The organism is Streptomyces sp. NPDC008238 (assembly GCF_042956445.1).
Lineage (GTDB): Bacteria > Actinomycetota > Actinomycetes > Streptomycetales > Streptomycetaceae > Actinacidiphila.
Genome location: NZ_JBIBGK010000042.1, coordinates 1 through 16,162 on the forward strand (window position 1 = coordinate 1; position 16,162 = coordinate 16,162).

At 72.1% G+C, this 16,162-nt stretch carries 15 protein-coding genes and 1 pseudogene; 14 read left to right on the forward strand and 2 right to left on the reverse strand.

Annotation, left to right across the window (positions count from 1 at the left end; all coding sequences use genetic code 11):
• The 4 genes and pseudogenes from ACFZAU_RS39375 to ACFZAU_RS39390 all read left to right on the forward strand — a co-directional run.
• A pseudogene (locus ACFZAU_RS39375) lies at positions 1 to 147 on the forward strand (formyl-CoA transferase); the annotation flags it as partial.
• A 2-nt stretch (positions 148 to 149) separates the two neighbouring features.
• Positions 150 to 305, forward strand: a complete 156-nt coding sequence (locus tag ACFZAU_RS39380) for a hypothetical protein (protein ID WP_499610730.1) — start codon at positions 150 to 152, stop codon at positions 303 to 305.
• 132 nt (positions 306 to 437) lie between these two features.
• Positions 438 to 989 (forward strand): beta-class carbonic anhydrase, encoded by a 552-nt coding sequence (locus ACFZAU_RS39385; RefSeq protein ID WP_499610727.1) that lies wholly within the window; start codon positions 438 to 440, stop codon positions 987 to 989.
• Positions 990 to 1,210: 221 nt separating this feature from the next.
• Complete coding sequence (locus ACFZAU_RS39390) at positions 1,211 to 2,032, forward strand: acyl-CoA dehydrogenase family protein (RefSeq protein WP_500556202.1); 822 nt, start codon at positions 1,211 to 1,213, stop codon at positions 2,030 to 2,032.
• Here ACFZAU_RS39390 and ACFZAU_RS39395 read toward each other — a convergent pair.
• Positions 1,990 to 2,679, reverse strand: a complete 690-nt coding sequence (locus ACFZAU_RS39395; RefSeq protein WP_499610723.1) for a GntR family transcriptional regulator — start codon at positions 2,677 to 2,679, stop codon at positions 1,990 to 1,992. The genes ACFZAU_RS39390 and ACFZAU_RS39395 overlap by 43 nt on opposite strands.
• A gap of 327 nt (positions 2,680 to 3,006) precedes the next feature.
• On the opposite strand from ACFZAU_RS39395, the gene ACFZAU_RS39400 reads away from it, so the two are divergent.
• The 10 genes from ACFZAU_RS39400 to ACFZAU_RS39445 all read left to right on the forward strand — a co-directional run bounded on the left by ACFZAU_RS39400 (position 3,007) and on the right by ACFZAU_RS39445 (position 15,037).
• A complete protein-coding gene (locus ACFZAU_RS39400) occupies positions 3,007 to 3,462 on the forward strand; it encodes a formate dehydrogenase subunit gamma (RefSeq protein ID WP_500556203.1) in 456 nt (151 codons plus the stop codon).
• Entirely contained in the window at positions 3,459 to 5,075 is a 1,617-nt protein-coding gene (locus tag ACFZAU_RS39405) for a formate dehydrogenase beta subunit (RefSeq protein WP_500556204.1), read from the forward strand. Before ACFZAU_RS39400 ends, ACFZAU_RS39405 begins: the two co-directional genes overlap by 4 nt.
• Positions 5,072 to 7,900, forward strand: coding sequence for a formate dehydrogenase subunit alpha (gene fdhF / locus ACFZAU_RS39410; RefSeq protein ID WP_500556205.1), 2,829 nt, complete (start codon positions 5,072 to 5,074; stop codon positions 7,898 to 7,900). The genes ACFZAU_RS39405 and fdhF overlap by 4 nt, the downstream gene beginning before the upstream one ends.
• Before the next feature lies 1 nt (position 7,901).
• A complete protein-coding gene (locus ACFZAU_RS39415) occupies positions 7,902 to 8,114 on the forward strand; it encodes a formate dehydrogenase subunit delta (protein WP_499610713.1) in 213 nt (70 codons plus the stop codon).
• 387 nt (positions 8,115 to 8,501) lie between these two features.
• Complete coding sequence (locus ACFZAU_RS39420) at positions 8,502 to 8,705, forward strand: cold-shock protein (protein ID WP_499610711.1); 204 nt, start codon at positions 8,502 to 8,504, stop codon at positions 8,703 to 8,705.
• A gap of 85 nt (positions 8,706 to 8,790) precedes the next feature.
• The gene (locus ACFZAU_RS39425) at positions 8,791 to 10,467 is read left to right on the forward strand and encodes a DEAD/DEAH box helicase (protein WP_500556206.1); all 1,677 of its coding nucleotides are present in this window, start codon (positions 8,791 to 8,793) and stop codon (positions 10,465 to 10,467) included.
• Positions 10,468 to 10,541: 74 nt separating this feature from the next.
• A complete protein-coding gene (locus ACFZAU_RS39430) occupies positions 10,542 to 11,183 on the forward strand; it encodes a PadR family transcriptional regulator (RefSeq protein ID WP_500556207.1) in 642 nt (213 codons plus the stop codon).
• 83 nt (positions 11,184 to 11,266) lie between these two features.
• The gene (locus tag ACFZAU_RS39435) at positions 11,267 to 12,223 is read left to right on the forward strand and encodes an ATP-binding cassette domain-containing protein (protein WP_500556208.1); all 957 of its coding nucleotides are present in this window, start codon (positions 11,267 to 11,269) and stop codon (positions 12,221 to 12,223) included.
• A gap of 71 nt (positions 12,224 to 12,294) precedes the next feature.
• Positions 12,295 to 13,023: an ABC transporter permease gene (locus ACFZAU_RS39440; RefSeq protein ID WP_500556232.1), complete on the forward strand. Its 729-nt coding sequence runs from the start codon at positions 12,295 to 12,297 to the stop codon at positions 13,021 to 13,023.
• 595 nt (positions 13,024 to 13,618) lie between these two features.
• Positions 13,619 to 15,037, forward strand: coding sequence for an OFA family MFS transporter (locus ACFZAU_RS39445; RefSeq protein ID WP_500556209.1), 1,419 nt, complete (start codon positions 13,619 to 13,621; stop codon positions 15,035 to 15,037).
• Positions 15,038 to 15,323: 286 nt separating this feature from the next.
• Here ACFZAU_RS39445 and ACFZAU_RS39450 read toward each other — a convergent pair whose 3' ends face one another.
• Entirely contained in the window at positions 15,324 to 16,019 is a 696-nt protein-coding gene (locus tag ACFZAU_RS39450) for a GntR family transcriptional regulator (protein WP_499610699.1), read from the reverse strand.
• Positions 16,020 to 16,162: the final 143 nt, after the last annotated feature.

Genomic DNA, 16,162 nt, shown 5'->3' on the forward strand with positions numbered 1-16,162 from the left:
GTCGGAAACCCCCTCAAACTCTCCGACTCACCCACCACCATCCACCGCTCACCCCTCCTCGGCGAACACAACCACGACATCTACACCGGCGAACTCGGTCTCCGAGAGGACGAGTTGCCGACGCTCAAGGCACAAGGAGTGATCTGACCATGACCGCGGACCACACGCGCCGCCCGGCCGCCACCGACAACACCCGGCGCTGCGAGCCGCCGCCGTACGGGCGGCGCCCCGAGCACGGCCCGTCGGCGCGACGGACCCCGCCGCCGTACCGGGGCCGCTGTGCCCTCGGGTCCGGCCTGCGTTGATTCACCCCGTCTATCGACCGACGGGAGGAAACGGGGGCGGCGGCGACCGCCGTGGTCCACCCCGAACCGGCCGTTCACGTGGATGATCGGAACACGTGGGGGGCCGCACCAGAAAAGGAGCGCACCGGAGTCATGTCGACGTCAACGTACGGTTCCGCACAGCCCGGCGGCGGCGCCCCGGGCGAGGAGACGGTCATCGACCGCCTGGTGGAGTCCAACCGCAAGTACGCCGCGGGGTTCACCGACCCGGGCATGGGCGCCCGGCCCGTGCTCCAGGTGGCCGTGGTGGCCTGCATGGACGCCCGGATCGACCTGCACGCCGCCCTCGGCCTGGAACTGGGCGACTGTCACACCATCCGCAACGCCGGCGGCGTGGTCACCGACGACACCATCCGGTCGCTGACCATCAGCCAGCGCGCCCTGAAGACCCGCAGCGTGATACTGATCCACCACACCGGCTGCGGTCTGCAGACCCTCACCGAGGACTTCCGGCACGAACTGGAGATGGAGGTCGGCCAGCGCCCCGCGTGGGCGGTGGAGGCCTTCCAGGACGTCGACCAGGACGTCCGGCAGTCGATGCAACGGGTGCGCACCTCCCCGTTCCTGCTCCACACCGACGACGTCCGGGGCTTTGTCTTCGACGTCACGACGGGGCTGCTGCGGGAGATCGACCCGCGGCCCTGAGCCCCCCGGGGCACCGACGCCCCGTCCAGGACCTGCGCGCGGACCGGCGGACGGCAACCTGCCGGGAGACGCGGGACGGCTGCTCCCGGCGGCTGGTCCGCGCGCACGCCGGCGGGGTGGCCGGCGAACGCGTACCCGCGTTCCCGGCCGCCCCGTCCGTCGTCGTGCCCACGTCCGCTGCCTGACGGCAGATCAGCAACCGTTCCCGAGGGGGTCACCTCGTGTCGTACCGCAACGCCTTCTCCCGTGTCCTGAGCGACGTCATCGCACCCCGCGCCGAACGGACCGGCAGGGAGGGCAGGTTCCCGCGCGGCGCGGTGACCGCCCTGGGCGAGGCGGGGCTGCTCGGGCTGACCGTCTCCGCCGGCCTGGGCGGCGGTGGCCGTGGCCCGGCCGAGGCCGCCGACGTCGTCGCGCGGATCGCCGCGAGCTGCCCGGTGACCGCGGCCGTGCTCCAGTCGCACTACGCGGCGGTCGCCGTGATCGAGGCGTGCGGAAGCCCCTGGGTGCGCGGTGAGATAGCCGCCGGACGTCATCTGAGCAGCCTCGCCCTGGCGGACGGGGCGTCCGGCGCGGCCGGTGCCGGGACCGGTGCCGGGACCGCGACCGCGACCCGCTCGGGCGAGGTGGTCGCCCTGCGCGCCCGCAAGCACGAGGTGGTCGCGGCGGGGGAGGCCGACAGCTACGTCTGGTCGTCACTGCCGCTTTCCGCCCCGGACGGGCTGACCCTGTGGCTGGTGCCCGCGCACGCGCCCGACCTCTTCGTCCCCGCCCGGCCGGACGGTACGGGGCCGCACGGCAGCGCCACCTCGACGGTGCTCGCCGACCCCGTCCTCGTCCCCGCCGACGCGATGCTCGGGGAGGACGGCGCGGGGCGCGAGGTCCTTCTGAGCGCGGTGCTGCCGTGGCTGCGCGAACTGCGGGACGCCGTGGGCGCCGCGGCCGTCCACCCGTCGGTGGCGGCCGCGGAATCGGCCCCCTCGGCACCGGCCGGGGCGGCTCAGCTCAGTGCCGTCGCCCCCGCCGCGACCGCCTTGCGATAGTCGCCGGTGCGTTCGGTGTGCTTGCGCATGATCTCGCCGGCGCGTTCGGCGTCGCCCTTGGCGATGGCCCTGATCAGCTGGGCGTGCTCGTTCCAGGCGTCCTTGCCGCGGGGCTTGGCGATGGGGGTGTAGTACCACCGCACCTTCCGGCTCACCTGCGAGATCAGCTCGGCCAGCACGGCGTTGGCGGCGATGGAGGTGATGAAGGAGTGCAGTGCGGTGTTGGCCGTGACCAGGCGTTCCACATCGCCCGCGGCGAGCGCCCCCACCCCGTCCTGCTGCAGCTCCCAGAGGCGTTCGACGTCCTCGGGCTTGGCGTTCTCGGCGGCGAGGCGTGCCGAGTAGGTCTCCAGCACCGAGCGGACGCCGAGCAGTTGGGCGGCCTCCTCCTCGGTGGGGGAGTGGACGAAGGCGCCCTGGGCGGGACGCAGGTCGACCCAGCCGTCGGTCTGCAGGCGCTGGAGGGCCTCGCGCACCGGCTGGCGGGACACCCCGAGGTGCTCCGCGAGTTCGGCCTCCACCAGGTGCTGACCGGGCGTGAGGGACCCGCTGATGATGAGTTCGACGATGGCGTCGTACACGGCCTCGCGCAGTGGGGCGGGGCGGGCGACCCGGCGGGTCGCCGCGGCTGTCAGGGCCTCGCGCATGGTTCCCCCGTTCTGCCACCGAGCCCGCGGGCCGACGGCTCTGGACTCGGGGCCGCCGGGAGGGTCGCGGGCGGCGGGACGATTCAGTATACAGGTTTTGGTATGCAACATGCCTTGTACCGCGGCATGGTGCGCCCGGCTGCCGGTCGGCTGCCGGGAGTCGGGAAGTCCAGGCCGCAGGATTCTGTATGCAGAAGTTTGTATGCGGTATCGTCGCCGTGTACGGCCGGCACCGTCGGGAAGGCGAAGCGGCTCTGTGACGATCCCGCGCTGGAACTCCCTGACCTGACGAAGGCGGAGTGGTCAATGACGATCGGCGGGAGTGACATGACGGTCGAAGAGGTGGTCCGGACGGTTGTTGCTGACCACCGGGATCAGCGCGGTGCGCTGCTGCCGGTACTGCACGCCCTGCAGGCCGAGTTGGGGTGCGTACCGAAAGAGGCGATTCCCGTGCTCGCCGACGAGTTCAACCTCTCCAGGGCGGACGTCCACGGAGTGGTGACCTTCTACCACGACTTCCGCCGCGAGCCGGCGGGACGCACCACGGTGCGCATCTGCCGGGCCGAGGCGTGCCAGTCCCTCGGGTCCGACACGCTGGTGGGCTACGCGCGGGAGGCCGGAATGGCGCTGGGGGAGACGACCCCGGACGGCGCGGTCACCGTCGAGCAGGTCTTCTGCCTCGGCAACTGCGCCCTGGGGCCCGCGGTCGAGGTCGACGGCCGGTTGTACGGACGAGTGGACACGGCCCGGTTGGGCTCCATCCTCAAGGGGACGGTGGCATGACGAAGGACTCTTCCGACTCCGCGGTGACGGTCTACGTACCGCGCGACTCGGCGGCCAGATCGGTCGGCGCGGACGAGGTGGCGGACGCCCTGCGGCGCGCCGCGGCGGAACGGGGGGCGCCCGTCGAGGTGGTGCGCAACGGCTCGCGCGGCATGCTGTGGCTGGAGCCGCTGGTCGAGGTGGTCACCCCGGCCGGCCGCGTCGGCTACGGGCCGGTCGCCCCCGAGGACGTCGAGGGACTGCTGGACGCGGGCCTCCTCGAGGGCGCCGAGCACCCGCTGCGCCTCGGCGTCGTCGACGAACTCCCCTGGCTGGCCCGGCAGACCCGGGTCACCTTCTCCCGCATCGGGGTGACCGACCCCCTCTCGCCCGAGGACTACCTGCGCCACGGCGGCCTGGCCGGCCTGCGCACCGCCCTCGGCATGGCCCCCGCCGACGTCGTCACCGAGGTCACCGACTCCGGACTGCGCGGCCGCGGCGGCGCCGGCTTCCCGGCCGGCGTCAAGTGGAAGACCGTGATGGACTGCGTGGACGAACTCAAGTTCGTCTGCTGCAACGCCGACGAGGGCGACAGCGGCACCTTCGCCGACCGCATGGTCATGGAGGGCGACCCCTTCATGCTCATCGAGGGCATGACGATCGCCGCGCACGCCGTCGGCGCGAGCGAGGGCTACCTCTACATCCGCTCCGAGTACCCGGACGCGGTGGCCACGATGCGCGCGGCCATCGACATCGCGCGCGAGCAGGGCTGGCTCGGCAAGGGCGTCCTCGGCTCCCCGCTCGACTTCGACCTGCACGTCCGGGTCGGCGCCGGAGCGTACATCTGCGGCGAGGAGACCTCCATGCTGGAGAGCCTGGAGGGCAAGCGCGGCACCGTCCGCGCCAAGCCGCCGATCCCCGCGATCGAGGGCCTGTTCGGCAAGCCGACGGTCGTCAACAACGTCCTCACCCTCGCCACCGTGCCGGTCATCCTCGCCGAGGGCGCCAAGGCGTACCAGGAACTCGGCGTCGAACGCTCCCGCGGCACCCAGGTGTTCCAGCTCGGCGGCAACGTCGCGCGCGGCGGCATCGTGGAGACCGCCTTCGGCATCACGCTGCGCGAACTGGTCGAGGAGTACGGCGGCGGCACCTTCTCCGGACGCCCGGTCCGCACCGTGCAGGTCGGCGGGCCGCTCGGCGCCTACCTGCCGACGTCGATGTTCGACCTGCCGATGGAGTACGAGGCGTTCGCCGAGGCGGGCGCCATGCTGGGCCACGGCGGCGTCGTCGTCTTCGACGAGAGCGTCGACATGGCCGCCCAGGCCCGGTTCGCGATGGAGTTCTGCGCCGAGGAGTCCTGCGGCAAGTGCACGCCCTGCCGGGTGGGCTCGGTCCGCGGCGTCGAGGTGATCGACAAGATCGTGGCCGGCCAGCAGCGGGACGAGAACCTGGCCCTGCTCGAGGACCTGTGCGAGCTGATGACCGACGGCTCCCTGTGCGCGATGGGCGGGCTCACCCCGATGCCCGTGCGCAGCGCCATCGCGCACTTCCCCGACGACTTCCTCGCCCGCGACCCCGGCCGGGCGATCCCACGTACGCACGCCCATGGAAGCAGGACGGAGGGCACGGCATGACACTGCTCAAGGAACCCGACTTCGGTACTCCGGAGAGGCCCGGCGCGGCGACGGTCTCGGTGGAAGTGGACGGGATGCCGGTGACCGTGCCCGAGGGCACGTCGGTGATGCGCGCCGCCGCGCAGGCCGGCATCGACATCCCCAAACTCTGCGCCACCGACAGCCTGGAGCCCTTCGGCTCCTGCCGGCTGTGCGTGGTGGAGATCGACGGCCGCCGCGGCACCCCCGCCTCCTGCACCACTCCGGTGGCCGAGGGCATGCAGGTGCGCACCCAGACACCGAAGGTGGAGAAGCTCCGCCAGGGCGTCATGGAGCTCTACATCTCCGACCACCCGCTGGACTGCCTCACCTGCCCGGCCAACGGCGACTGCGAACTGCAGGACATGGCCGGCGTGGTCGGGCTGCGGCAGGTCCGGTACGGCTACGAGGGCGAGAACCATCTCGACGCCCCCAAGGACACCTCCAACCCGTACTTCGACTTCGACGCGTCCAAGTGCATCGCCTGCTCCCGCTGCGTCCGCGCCTGCGGCGAGGTCCAGGGCACCTTCGCGCTGACCATCGAGGGACGCGGCTTCGACTCCAAGGTCTCGGCCGGCGCGGGCGAGAGCTTCATGGACTCCGAGTGCGTCTCCTGCGGGGCCTGCGTGCAGGCCTGCCCGACCTCCACGCTCCAGGAGAAGTCGGTGGTCGAACTCGGCATGCCGACCCGCTCGGTGGTCACCACCTGCGCGTACTGCGGCGTCGGCTGCTCCTTCAAGGCCGAGCTGCGCGGCGACGAGCTGGTGCGGATGGTGCCCTACAAGGACGGCGGCGCCAACGAGGGCCACTCCTGCGTGAAGGGCCGCTTCGCCTTCGGCTACGCCTCGCACCCCGACCGGGTGCTGAGGCCCATGGTGCGCGAGAAGATCACCGACCCGTGGCGCGAGGTCGAGTGGGACGAGGCCATCGGCACCGTCGCGCGCCGGATGCGGGAACTCCAGCAGACCTACGGCTCGGGCGCGATCGGCGCCATCACCTCCTCGCGGTGCACCAACGAAGAGGTGTACGTCGTCCAGAAGATGGTGCGCGCCGCCTTCGGCAACAACAACGTCGACACCTGCGCCCGGGTCTGCCACTCCCCGACGGGATACGGGCTCAAGCAGACCTTCGGCGAGTCGGCCGGCACCCAGGACTTCCGGTCCGTGGCCGAGGCCGACGTCATCATGGTGATTGGGGCCAACCCCACCGACGGGCACCCGGTGTTCGCCTCGCGGATGAAGCGCCGGCTGCGCGAGGGCGCCAAGCTCATCGTCGTCGACCCGCGCCGCATCGACCTGGTGCGCTCCCCGCACATCCAGGCCGAGCACCACCTCCAATTGCGGCCCAGCACCAACGTGGCCGTCGTGAACGCAATGGCGCACGTGGTGGTCACCGAGGGGCTGGCCGACCGGGCCTTCGTGGACGAGCGGTGCGAGGACTTCGACGAGTGGGCCGAGTTCATCGCCCGCCCGGAGAACAGCCCGGAGGCCACCGAGGAGCTCACCGGCGTGCCGGCCGCGGAACTGCGCGCGGCGGCCCGGCTGTACGCGCAGGCCCGGAACGGCGCGATCTACTACGGCCTCGGCGTCACCGAGCACAGCCAGGGCTCCACCATGGTGATGGGCATGGCCAACCTCGCGATGGCCTGCGGCAACATCGGCCGCGACGGCGTCGGGGTCAACCCGCTGCGCGGCCAGAACAACGTGCAGGGCTCCTGCGACATGGGCTCGTTCCCGCACGAGCTGCCCGGCTACCGGCACGTCTCCGACGACGCCGTGCGCACCGTCTTCGAGAACCTCTGGGGCGGCACGATCCTCGCCGAGCCCGGGCTGCGCATCCCGAACATGTTCGACGCCGCCATCGACGGGACGTTCCGCGGCCTGTTCGTGCACGGCGAGGACATCGCCCAGTCCGACCCCAACCTCAAGCACGTCACCGCCGCGCTGGCGGCCATGGAACTGGTCGTCGTGCAGGACCTGTTCCTCAACGAGACGGCGAAGTTCGCGCACGTCTTCCTGCCCGGCGCGTCCTTCCTGGAGAAGGACGGCACCTTCACCAACGCCGAGCGCCGCATCAACCGGGTGCGCGCGGTGATGAAGCCGAAGACCGGCAAGCACGAATGGCAGATCGTCTCCGAGATCGCCACCGCCATGGGCCACCCCATGGCGTACGACCACCCCGGTCAGATCATGGACGAGATCGCCCAGGTCACGCCGACCTTCACCGGTGTCTCCTTCCAGCTGCTGGACAAGCTGGGCAGCGTCCAGTGGCCGTGCAACGAGGAGGCCCCCGAGGGCACGCCCATCATGCACGTGGACGAGTTCGTGCGGGGCAAGGGCCGGTTCGTCGTCACCACGTTCGTGCCGACCGCCGAGCGCAGCACCCGGCGCTTCCCGCTGATCCTGACAACGGGACGCATCCTCAGCCAGTACAACGTCGGTGCGCAGACCCGCCGCACCGGCAACGTCGCCTGGCACCCGGAGGACGTGCTGGAGCTGCATCCCCACGACGCGGAGGTCCGCGGCATCGTGGACGGCGACACCGTGACCCTGGCGAGCCGGGTGGGGGAGACGACGCTGAAGGCCGAGATCTCCGACCGCATGCCGCCCGGGGTCGTCTACACCACGTTCCACCACCCGGTCACCGGGGCCAACGTGGTGACCACGGAGAACTCGGACTGGGCGACGAACTGCCCGGAGTACAAGGTGACCGCCGTCCAGGTGGGGCTCGCCCGCCCGCGGCGGGCCGAGGGCGGGGAAGAGGACCGTGGCCAGGACCGCGACCGGTTGCTGACGGTGGTGGACTGAGATGGCGGACGCAGTGCCGGCGGAGCGCCGGATGGCCAACGACATCGCGGCCAACCTCGTCCACCTGCCGGGCGACCGGGCGGCCGAGGCCGTCGCCGGGCACATCGGCAGGTTCTGGGACCCGCGCATGCGCACCCGGCTGTTCGACTTCGTCGACTCCGGAGCGGACGGCCTTGACCCCCTGGTGGTCGCGGCGGTGAAACTGCTGCGCTGACGACACGGGGTCCCGGCCGGCCCAGGCAGCCGGCCGGGGCCCCGCCTCACCGGGGGCGCCGCACGGAAGGCGTCCCCGGTGCAGCCGACGCGGCCGGACGCCCCGCGCGGCCCGGCGCGCGGCCGCCGCGGCACGCCTGCGCGTACCGTGCCGGGCGCGGCACACGGACGGGTGGGCGCTTCGCGCTGCCCTGTGCGGAGGCCGTGACCGACGGTGGCCGCCGCGGCCCCGGCCGTCGTTCCGGGGCGGCCTGTGCTAGGGTTTGGGCATTGCAGTTGTGGTACCCATATGACCTATGTGCGCCTGACGGAATTCTTCTCCCGCAGGCGCATTATTTGTTCTACCGGCTTCTCCGGATGGGCCCTCTGCCTACAGAAGGAGAATGTCATGGCACAGGGAACCGTGAAGTGGTTCAACGCCGAAAAGGGTTTCGGCTTCATCGAGCAGGACGGCGGCGGCCCCGACGTCTTCGCCCACTACTCGAACATCCAGTCCCAGGGCTTCCGTGAGCTCCTCGAGGGCCAGCGGGTCAGCTTCGACGTCACGCAGGGCCAGAAGGGCCCGCAGGCGGAGAACATCGTCCCCGCCTGACCGCCGGACGCGTACCCGCTCACCGGGGTCCGCACCGTCATGGTGCGGACCCCGGTTTGCGCTGTTCCAGGAAGGCAACAACCGCATGTCCCGCAGGCCCCAGAAATCGAATCGGCGCGTGTCGTCGCCCGGACCGGCCGCATCGGCGCCGAGGGAATTCCGGCTGCCGGAAAGCACGACGCCCGCACTTCCCGCCGTCGAGGACTTCGCGGCTCTCGACATGCCCGCGGGGCTGCTGAAGACCCTCGCCGCGCAGGGTGTGACGACCCCGTTCCCCATCCAGGCCGCGACGCTGCCCAACTCGCTCGCCGGCCGGGACCTGCTGGGGCGCGGCCGCACCGGCTCCGGCAAGACCCTCGCCTTCGGGCTGGCGCTGCTGGCCCGTACGGCAGGACTGCGCGCCGAGCCGAAGGCACCGCTGGCCCTCGTGCTGGTGCCCACGCGTGAACTCGCCCAGCAGGTGACGGACGCGCTGACCCCGTACGCGACGGCGGTGAACCTCCGCATGGCCACCGTGGTCGGCGGGCTGTCCATGACCAAGCAGGCCGCCACGCTCCGGCGCGGCGTCGAGGTGCTCGTGGCCACCCCCGGCCGGCTCAACGACCTGGTGGAACACGGCGACTGCGTGCTCGGCAGCGTCGGCATCACGGTGCTGGACGAGGCCGACCAGATGACCGACATGGGCTTCATGCCGCAGATCACCCGGCTGATCGAGCGCGTGCGGCCCGACGGGCAGCGGATGCTGTTCTCGGCCACCCTGGACGGCAACATCGACCGCCTGGTGCAGCGGTTCCTGACCGACCCCGTGGTGCACTCCGTGGACCCGTCCGCGGGTGCGGTGACCACCATGGAGCACCACGTGCTCCACGTGCTGGACGAGACCGACAAGAAGGCCGTCACCACGCGCATCGCGGCCCGCGACGGCCGGGTGATCCTCTTCCTCGACACCAAGCGGTCCGCCGACCGGCTCGCCAAGCGGCTGCTGGCCGTCGGCGTCCGCGCGGCGGCCCTGCACGGCGGCCGCTCCCAGCCGCAGCGCAACCGCACCCTGGAGCAGTTCAAGAGCGGCCACGTGACGGCACTGGTCGCCACGAACGTCGCGGCCCGCGGCATACACGTCGACGACCTCGACCTGGTCGTCAACGTCGATCCGCCCACCGACCACAAGGACTACCTCCACCGCGGCGGCCGCACGGCACGCGCCGGCGGTTCCGGCCGGGTGGTCACGCTGGTCCTGCCCGAGCAGAAGCGGGACGTCACGCGGCTGATGTCGGACGCCGGCATCCGGCCCCGGACGGCCCGCATCACCTCGGGGGCCGAGGAGCTGAGCACCCTCACGGGCGCGCGTGAGCCGTCCGGCATCGCCGTCACCATCGAGTTGCCCCAGCCGGCGGCCGCACCGAAGGCGTCCCGCGAGGACGGCAGGAGCGGCACCGGGAACGGCGGGCGGCCCGCCCGCCGGCGCCGCAGTGGCGGCGGGACCGGGGCGGCGTCGACGGGTGCCGCGACCGGGACGACCGGCCGGTCCGGGGAGCGCCGGTCCGCGGCCGGGACGGCGGCGGCCGGTGGCGTCCGCCGGGCGGCTTCCCCGCGCGGCGCGTCCGGCGGTGCGGGGGCTTCCGGCGGCCGGGGATCCGAGCGCCGGGGTGCGGCCGGCGCGGCCGGCGGCACCGGTTCCGGTACGGGGGGCCGCGGCTCGGGACGGCGTACGGCGTCCGGCGGCGAGGGCCGCCGGGGTGCCCGCCGCAACCCCGCGGGCTGACCGGACGAGGGACGGACACGGACGGGCGCGGGGCGCGTGCGAGCCCCCGCGCCGGTCCGCCTAACCTGGACCGCATGTCAGCGATCCGTCTCCTGGTCCTGGGCGCCGTCCGCCAGCACGGGCGGGCCCACGGCTACCAGGTGCGCAACGACCTGGAGTACTGGGGCGCGCACGAGTGGTCCAACGCCAAGCCCGGCTCGATCTACCACGCCCTGAAGCAGATGGCGAAGCAGGGATTGCTGCACGCCCACGAGGTCGCCCCGTCGACGGCCGGCGGCCCGCCCCGCACCGAGTACGAGATCACGGACGAGGGGACGAAGGAGTTCCTGCGTCTGCTGCACGAGTCGCTGGTGGCGTACGACCAGAAGATGGACATCCAGTCCGCGGCCATCGGCTTCATCGTCGACCTGCGCCGGGACGAGGCGCTGGAGCTGCTGCGCGAGCGGATCCGCAGGATCGGGGAGTGGCGGTCCGCCGTCACCGAGCACTACGTCCCCGAGGACGGCCCCGCCCAGCTCGGCCACATCGGCGAGATCATGAACCTCTGGGTGCACACGGCCGACTCCGACGCCGCGTGGACCTCGGGGCTCGTCGAGCGGATCGAGGGCGGCGCGTACACCTTCGCCGGGGAGGGCGAGCCGTTCGTGGGCGTGCTCTCGGAGGGCGAGGAGAACCCGTACGCGACGGGCGAGCCGCATCCCGGCGACGCCCGCTGAAGTCATTTGACCGGTGGACTCCGCGAGCGCTACTTTGCGCCAGTAGTCAAGTTTGACTAGCCGACCACAGCAGAGGAGCCGCCGTGACAGGCACAGCGATCGCCGTCGAAGGGGCGTACAAGGGGTACCGCGGCAGACCGGCGCTGGACGGGCTCGACCTGACGGTCGCGCGCGGCACCGTGCACGGGGTGCTCGGCCCGAACGGCGCGGGCAAGACGACGCTGGTCAGGATCCTGTCCACCCTGCTGCGGCCGGACCGCGGCCGCGTCGAGGTGGCCGGGTACGACGTGGTGACCGAGGCCCCGCAGGTGCGGTTCCGCATCGGCCTGCTCGGGCAGCACGCGGCCCTCGACGAGCAGCTCGGTGGCCGCCAGAACCTGGAGATGTTCGCCCGGCTCCACCACCTCGGCGCCCGACGGGCGCGCGAACGCGCCGACGAACTCCTCGCGCGCTTCGGCCTCGCGGACACCGGACGCAAGGCGGTCGGCCGGTACAGCGGCGGCATGCGCCGCCGCCTCGACCTCGCCGCGTCCCTCGTCACCGAGCCCGAGGTGCTCTTCCTCGACGAGCCGACGACCGGGCTCGACCCCCGCGGCCGCGCCGAGGTGTGGGCCTCGGTCCGCTCCCTGGCCGACGGCGGCACGACGGTCCTGCTCACCACCCAGTACCTGGAGGAGGCCGACCAGCTCGCCGACCGCATCTCGGTCGTCGACCACGGCAGGGTGATCGCCGACGGCACGGCGGACGAACTCAAGGCCCGGACGGGCGGGGACCGCATCGACGTGGTCCTGCGCGACGCCGGGCAACTCGCCGCGGCCAGGGCCCTGCTGCCCGCGACGGGGGGCGAGGTGTCCGTGGACGCCGACCGGCGGCTGCTCAGCGCCCCGGTGACGGACCGCATGGCGGCGCTCACCGGGGTCGTCCGCGCCCTGGAGTCGGCCGGCATACAGGCGGAGGACATCGCCCTGCGCCGTCCGACGCTCGACGAGGTGTTCCTGCACCTCACGGGGGAGAACGCGCGGGCGAAGGAGGCCGTGTGAGCGCCGCGTACACCACCCGGGGCCCGGTCCGGAGCGCGTGGGGCGCGTACGTCCTCGCCGACTGCTGGACGATGACCCGGCGCGAACTCGCCCACTGGGCACGGCAGCCGGTCCAGGTGGTGGTCGGCCTCGTCTTCCCGGTGATGCTGCTGCTGATGTTCGGCTACCTCGTGGGCGGCGGCCGCGGGGTGACGGGCGACTACCTCGGCTACCTCGTCCCTGGCATGCTCGCGCTCACCATGGCCTTCGGTCTGGAGGGCACGATGCTCGCCGTCACCCAGGACCTCAACAAGGGCGTGATCGACCGCTTCCGCGCGATGCCGATGACCAACGGCGCCGTCCTGGTGGGCCGTTCGGCTGCGGACATGCTCCAGTCGGCCGCCGGGCTGGCCGTCCTGACCGGCGTCGCGCACGCGCTCGGCTGGCGCACGCACGGCGGTGCCGCCGGCTTCCTCGGCGCCGTCGGCCTCCTGCTGCTGTTCCGCTTCGCGATGCTGTGGATCGGCATCCACCTGGCGCTGGTGGCGGGGAAGCCGGAGTTGGTGGTCGCCGTGCAGATCCTGGTCTGGCCGGTCGGCTTCCTCTCCAACGCCTTCGCGGCCCCCGGCTCCATGCCCGGCTGGCTGGGCACCGCGGTCCAGTGGAACCCGATGTCCCACACCGCGACGGCGGTACGCGAGCTGTTCGGCGGCCCCGGTGGCGAACCCGGTCACGTCTGGGCGGCCGTGGCCTGGCCTTTGGCCCTGCTGGCGGTCTTCCTGCCGCTGGCGGTACGGAAGTTCGGGCGCCTGAGCGCGTAGCGGTTCCGGTCCCGGGGCGGCAGGCCCGCCCCGGGACATCCGGCGCCGGATTTTGCGCTCTCGTGGTCTTCCTTGCCCGCCCTTTACCCGCGCCTCGCGCGTCCGGCGGTGCGGACGCATCAGGTGCCGCAGGCAACCATTCGGCGGTCAGTCGGAGTTACCTCTCCGACCAGGGGCAACGCGCCCAGCAGTGGCTGGAGTCGGCCGTCCGGACGGGCGCGGAGCGGGCCCCACCGGTTGGTAATGCACTGGTCAATCTTCCCGTCATCCCCTGGACACCCCGATTCGACGGTCCATACCGTATGCAATCTCCAGTATGGAGAATCGCGCTGACCAGCTGAATGTTCCTCTCCACACCCCCTGAGCACGGCTGCTTCGCCGTGCCCCGGGGTCGTACCACGTCGTTCCACCGTGTCACCCGCCTGCGCGCTGTCACGTCCGGGTTGCCGCCCTGGACCTCAGTTGCCCGGACGACGTACCACCGGGCCCGGCGATGCCGGGCCGAGCCGCAGGGATGGTCCGCTCCACCCCTCCGCATGAAGAGAAGGGCCCAGGGGGCGCACGCCAGGTTCTTTTCACGCAAGGGAAGGCACCGATGTCAGTAACACCGCACGTGGTTCCCGGGCAGTACCGGGAGGTCAGCGACGCGAACGGCCGCGTCTACCGGGTCGGGGAGACCGACCGCTCCCTGCTGGGGAGGCCCCGGGCCTGGATGGTCTGGCTCCCCTGGATCGCGATGATGGGCGTCAGCGTCTACGAGTACGGCTACAGCTCCGCGGAGGCGGTGCTGGAGCACGCCCACGGATGGACCCTGACCGAGACGTTCTGGATCGCCAGCATCTGGGCGGTCTTCCAGGCGGGCGTCGCGTTCCCCGCGGGACGGCTGCGGGAGACCGGGGTCCTGCCGGCCAGGACGGCCATGCTCGCCGGAGCGGTCTTCTCCGGACTCGGCTTCCTGGCGCTCTCGCACCTGAGCAACCCCTATGTGGTGATCGCCGGTTACTCGGTGCTGGGCGGCACGGGCGCCGGCCTGGTGTACGCGACCTGCATCAACATGGTCGGCAAGTGGTACCCCGACAACAAGGGCGCCCGCACCGGGTTCGTGAACGGCGGTTTCGCCTACGGAACCCTGCCGCTCATCTTCGTCTTCAACTACTGGTTCCACCCGTCCAACTACAAGATGGTCCTCGACCTGATCGCGCTGGGCATGGTGCTGGTCGTCGCCTTCTGCGGCATGTTCTTCCGCGACCCGCCGAAGAGCTGGTGGCCGCACGACGTCGACCCGCTGAACCGGGGCGTCAGCGAGGACGCGAAGCGGGTGGCCAAGCGACTGGCCAAGAACCCGCCCGCCAAGGGGCAGTTCACCCCGATGGAGGCGATCAGGACCGGGCAGCTGCCGCTGATGTGGTTCGCGCTGGTCTGCATCGGCGGCGTGTCGCTGTTCGGCATCAACTTCCAGGTGCCGTTCGCCAAGAGCCTGGGCTTCGGCCCGCTGGTCGCGGCCTCCTCGGCGGGTGTGCTCGCCGTGGTCAACGGCGTCGGCCGGGCCATCGTCGGCTGGCTCTCGGACTACCTGGGCCGGCGTCAGACGCTGGGCCTGGTCCTGGTGGTGGCGGGACTGGCGCAGTTCGGTGTGCTGTGGTCGGGCCAGGCGCACAACGAACCCCTGTTCCTGTTCTTCGCGTTCCTCAACGGTTTCGGCGGCGGGGCGTTCTACCCGCTGTTCGCCGCGCTCACGCCGGACTACTTCGGTGAGAACAACAACGCGCAGAACTACGGGCTGGTCTACAGCGCCAAGCTGGTCGGCGGTGTCGGCGGCGGCGGTGTGGCCGCCGGCGTGGTCGCCGCCTGGGGCTACTCCGGCGCCTACTACCTGGCCGGGGGCATCGCCTTCCTCTCCGCGCTGATCACGGTGTTCCTGCGGCAGCCCGGCGCCCCGCGCCGGAGCGGCGAAGGGAGCCCGGTGGCCGAGGTGGACAGCCGTACCCCCTCTCCCGCCGAGGCCACCACCTGACGGCTGCGGTACCGGGGCTCCGTCAGGAGCCCCCTCCAACGTGCGCGGGCGCAAGGGCCCGGACCGGGGCGGCGGCAGTTCCGGACCGGGTGCCCGCGACACGGAGGCGGGGCCGAGCGGTGGGGTGCGCCCCCTGCTCCGCCCGGCCCCGCCCGCCCCTCCACCAGCCGCTTCTTCCCCGCACGACGTTCCTTCCGCCGACTGTTCCTCCCCCTCGACGACGGCCCGGGTGCCCCCCCTGCCCCCGGGCCGTCCGGCGTTCCCGGGGCCCGGTGGCCGGGGGCCCTCAGGCGCGCCCGGCGTCGACGGCGGCGGCGATCTGCCGGCAGTAGAAGTCGGTGGTGTTCCGGGTGTGGCGGCGCATCAGTTCCTCGGCGCGGTCCGCGTCACCCAGGGCGATGGCCTCGATGATGGTGGCGTGCTCGTTCCATGCGTCCCGGCCGCGGGGCCGGGCGATGGGCATGTAGTACCAGCGCACCCGCCGGTCGACCTGCAGGATCAGTTCGGCGAGGACCCGGTTGCGGGACAGCTCGGTGATGAACCCGTGCAGCGCGGCGTTGGCCTCGACGATGCCGCGGGCGTCGTCCGCCGCCAGGGCGGCGATGCCGGCGTCCTGCAGGTCCCAGAGCCGGGTGACGTCCCCGTCCGTGGCGTGCAGCGCGGCGCCGTACGCGGAGTGGGTCTCCAGCACGGCGCGGACGCTGAGCAGTTGGGTGGCCTCCTCCTGCGTGGGGGAGTGGACGAAGGCGCCCTGGGCGGGGCGCAGGTCGACCCAGCCGTCGGTCTGCAGGCGCTGCAGGGCCTCGCGCACCGGCTGGCGGCTGACGCCGAGGTGGTCGGCGAGTTCGGCCTCGACCAGGTGCTGCCCCGGTCTGAGGGTGCCGTTGACGATCAGGTCGATCAGGGCCTCGTAGACGGCCTGGCGCAGTGGTGCCGGCCGGGTGACCCGGACGACGGCGGCCGCGGTACGTGTCTCGCGCATGAGCCCCCCTGTCGGCTGAGTTCTTTGCACAGTGCCAAGAATACAGATTTTGGTATGCAATTCAGGAGCAGGGTTGAACAAGGCTTTGTCGGAAATTGGCAGTCGGTGTGCGGAGACCGACCGCGCGGGCACCGCCGCAGAGC

Excerpts from the sequence above, each read along its gene's own strand:
- ACFZAU_RS39380 (WP_499610730.1), top strand. The coding sequence starts at position 150 with ATGACCGCGGACCACACGCGCCGCCCGGCCGCCACCGACAACACCCGG.
- ACFZAU_RS39385 (WP_499610727.1), top strand. The coding sequence starts at position 438 with ATGTCGACGTCAACGTACGGTTCCGCACAGCCCGGCGGCGGCGCCCCG.
- ACFZAU_RS39395 (WP_499610723.1), bottom strand. The coding sequence starts at position 2,679 with ATGCGCGAGGCCCTGACAGCCGCGGCGACCCGCCGGGTCGCCCGCCCC.
- ACFZAU_RS39400 (WP_500556203.1), top strand. The coding sequence starts at position 3,007 with ATGACGGTCGAAGAGGTGGTCCGGACGGTTGTTGCTGACCACCGGGAT.
- ACFZAU_RS39405 (WP_500556204.1), top strand. The coding sequence starts at position 3,459 with ATGACGAAGGACTCTTCCGACTCCGCGGTGACGGTCTACGTACCGCGC.
- fdhF (WP_500556205.1), top strand. The coding sequence starts at position 5,072 with ATGACACTGCTCAAGGAACCCGACTTCGGTACTCCGGAGAGGCCCGGC.
- ACFZAU_RS39415 (WP_499610713.1), top strand. The coding sequence starts at position 7,902 with ATGGCGGACGCAGTGCCGGCGGAGCGCCGGATGGCCAACGACATCGCG.
- ACFZAU_RS39420 (WP_499610711.1), top strand. The coding sequence starts at position 8,502 with ATGGCACAGGGAACCGTGAAGTGGTTCAACGCCGAAAAGGGTTTCGGC.
- ACFZAU_RS39425 (WP_500556206.1), top strand. The coding sequence starts at position 8,791 with ATGTCCCGCAGGCCCCAGAAATCGAATCGGCGCGTGTCGTCGCCCGGA.
- ACFZAU_RS39430 (WP_500556207.1), top strand. The coding sequence starts at position 10,542 with ATGTCAGCGATCCGTCTCCTGGTCCTGGGCGCCGTCCGCCAGCACGGG.
- ACFZAU_RS39440 (WP_500556232.1), top strand. The coding sequence starts at position 12,295 with ATGACCCGGCGCGAACTCGCCCACTGGGCACGGCAGCCGGTCCAGGTG.
- ACFZAU_RS39445 (WP_500556209.1), top strand. The coding sequence starts at position 13,619 with ATGTCAGTAACACCGCACGTGGTTCCCGGGCAGTACCGGGAGGTCAGC.
- ACFZAU_RS39450 (WP_499610699.1), bottom strand. The coding sequence starts at position 16,019 with ATGCGCGAGACACGTACCGCGGCCGCCGTCGTCCGGGTCACCCGGCCG.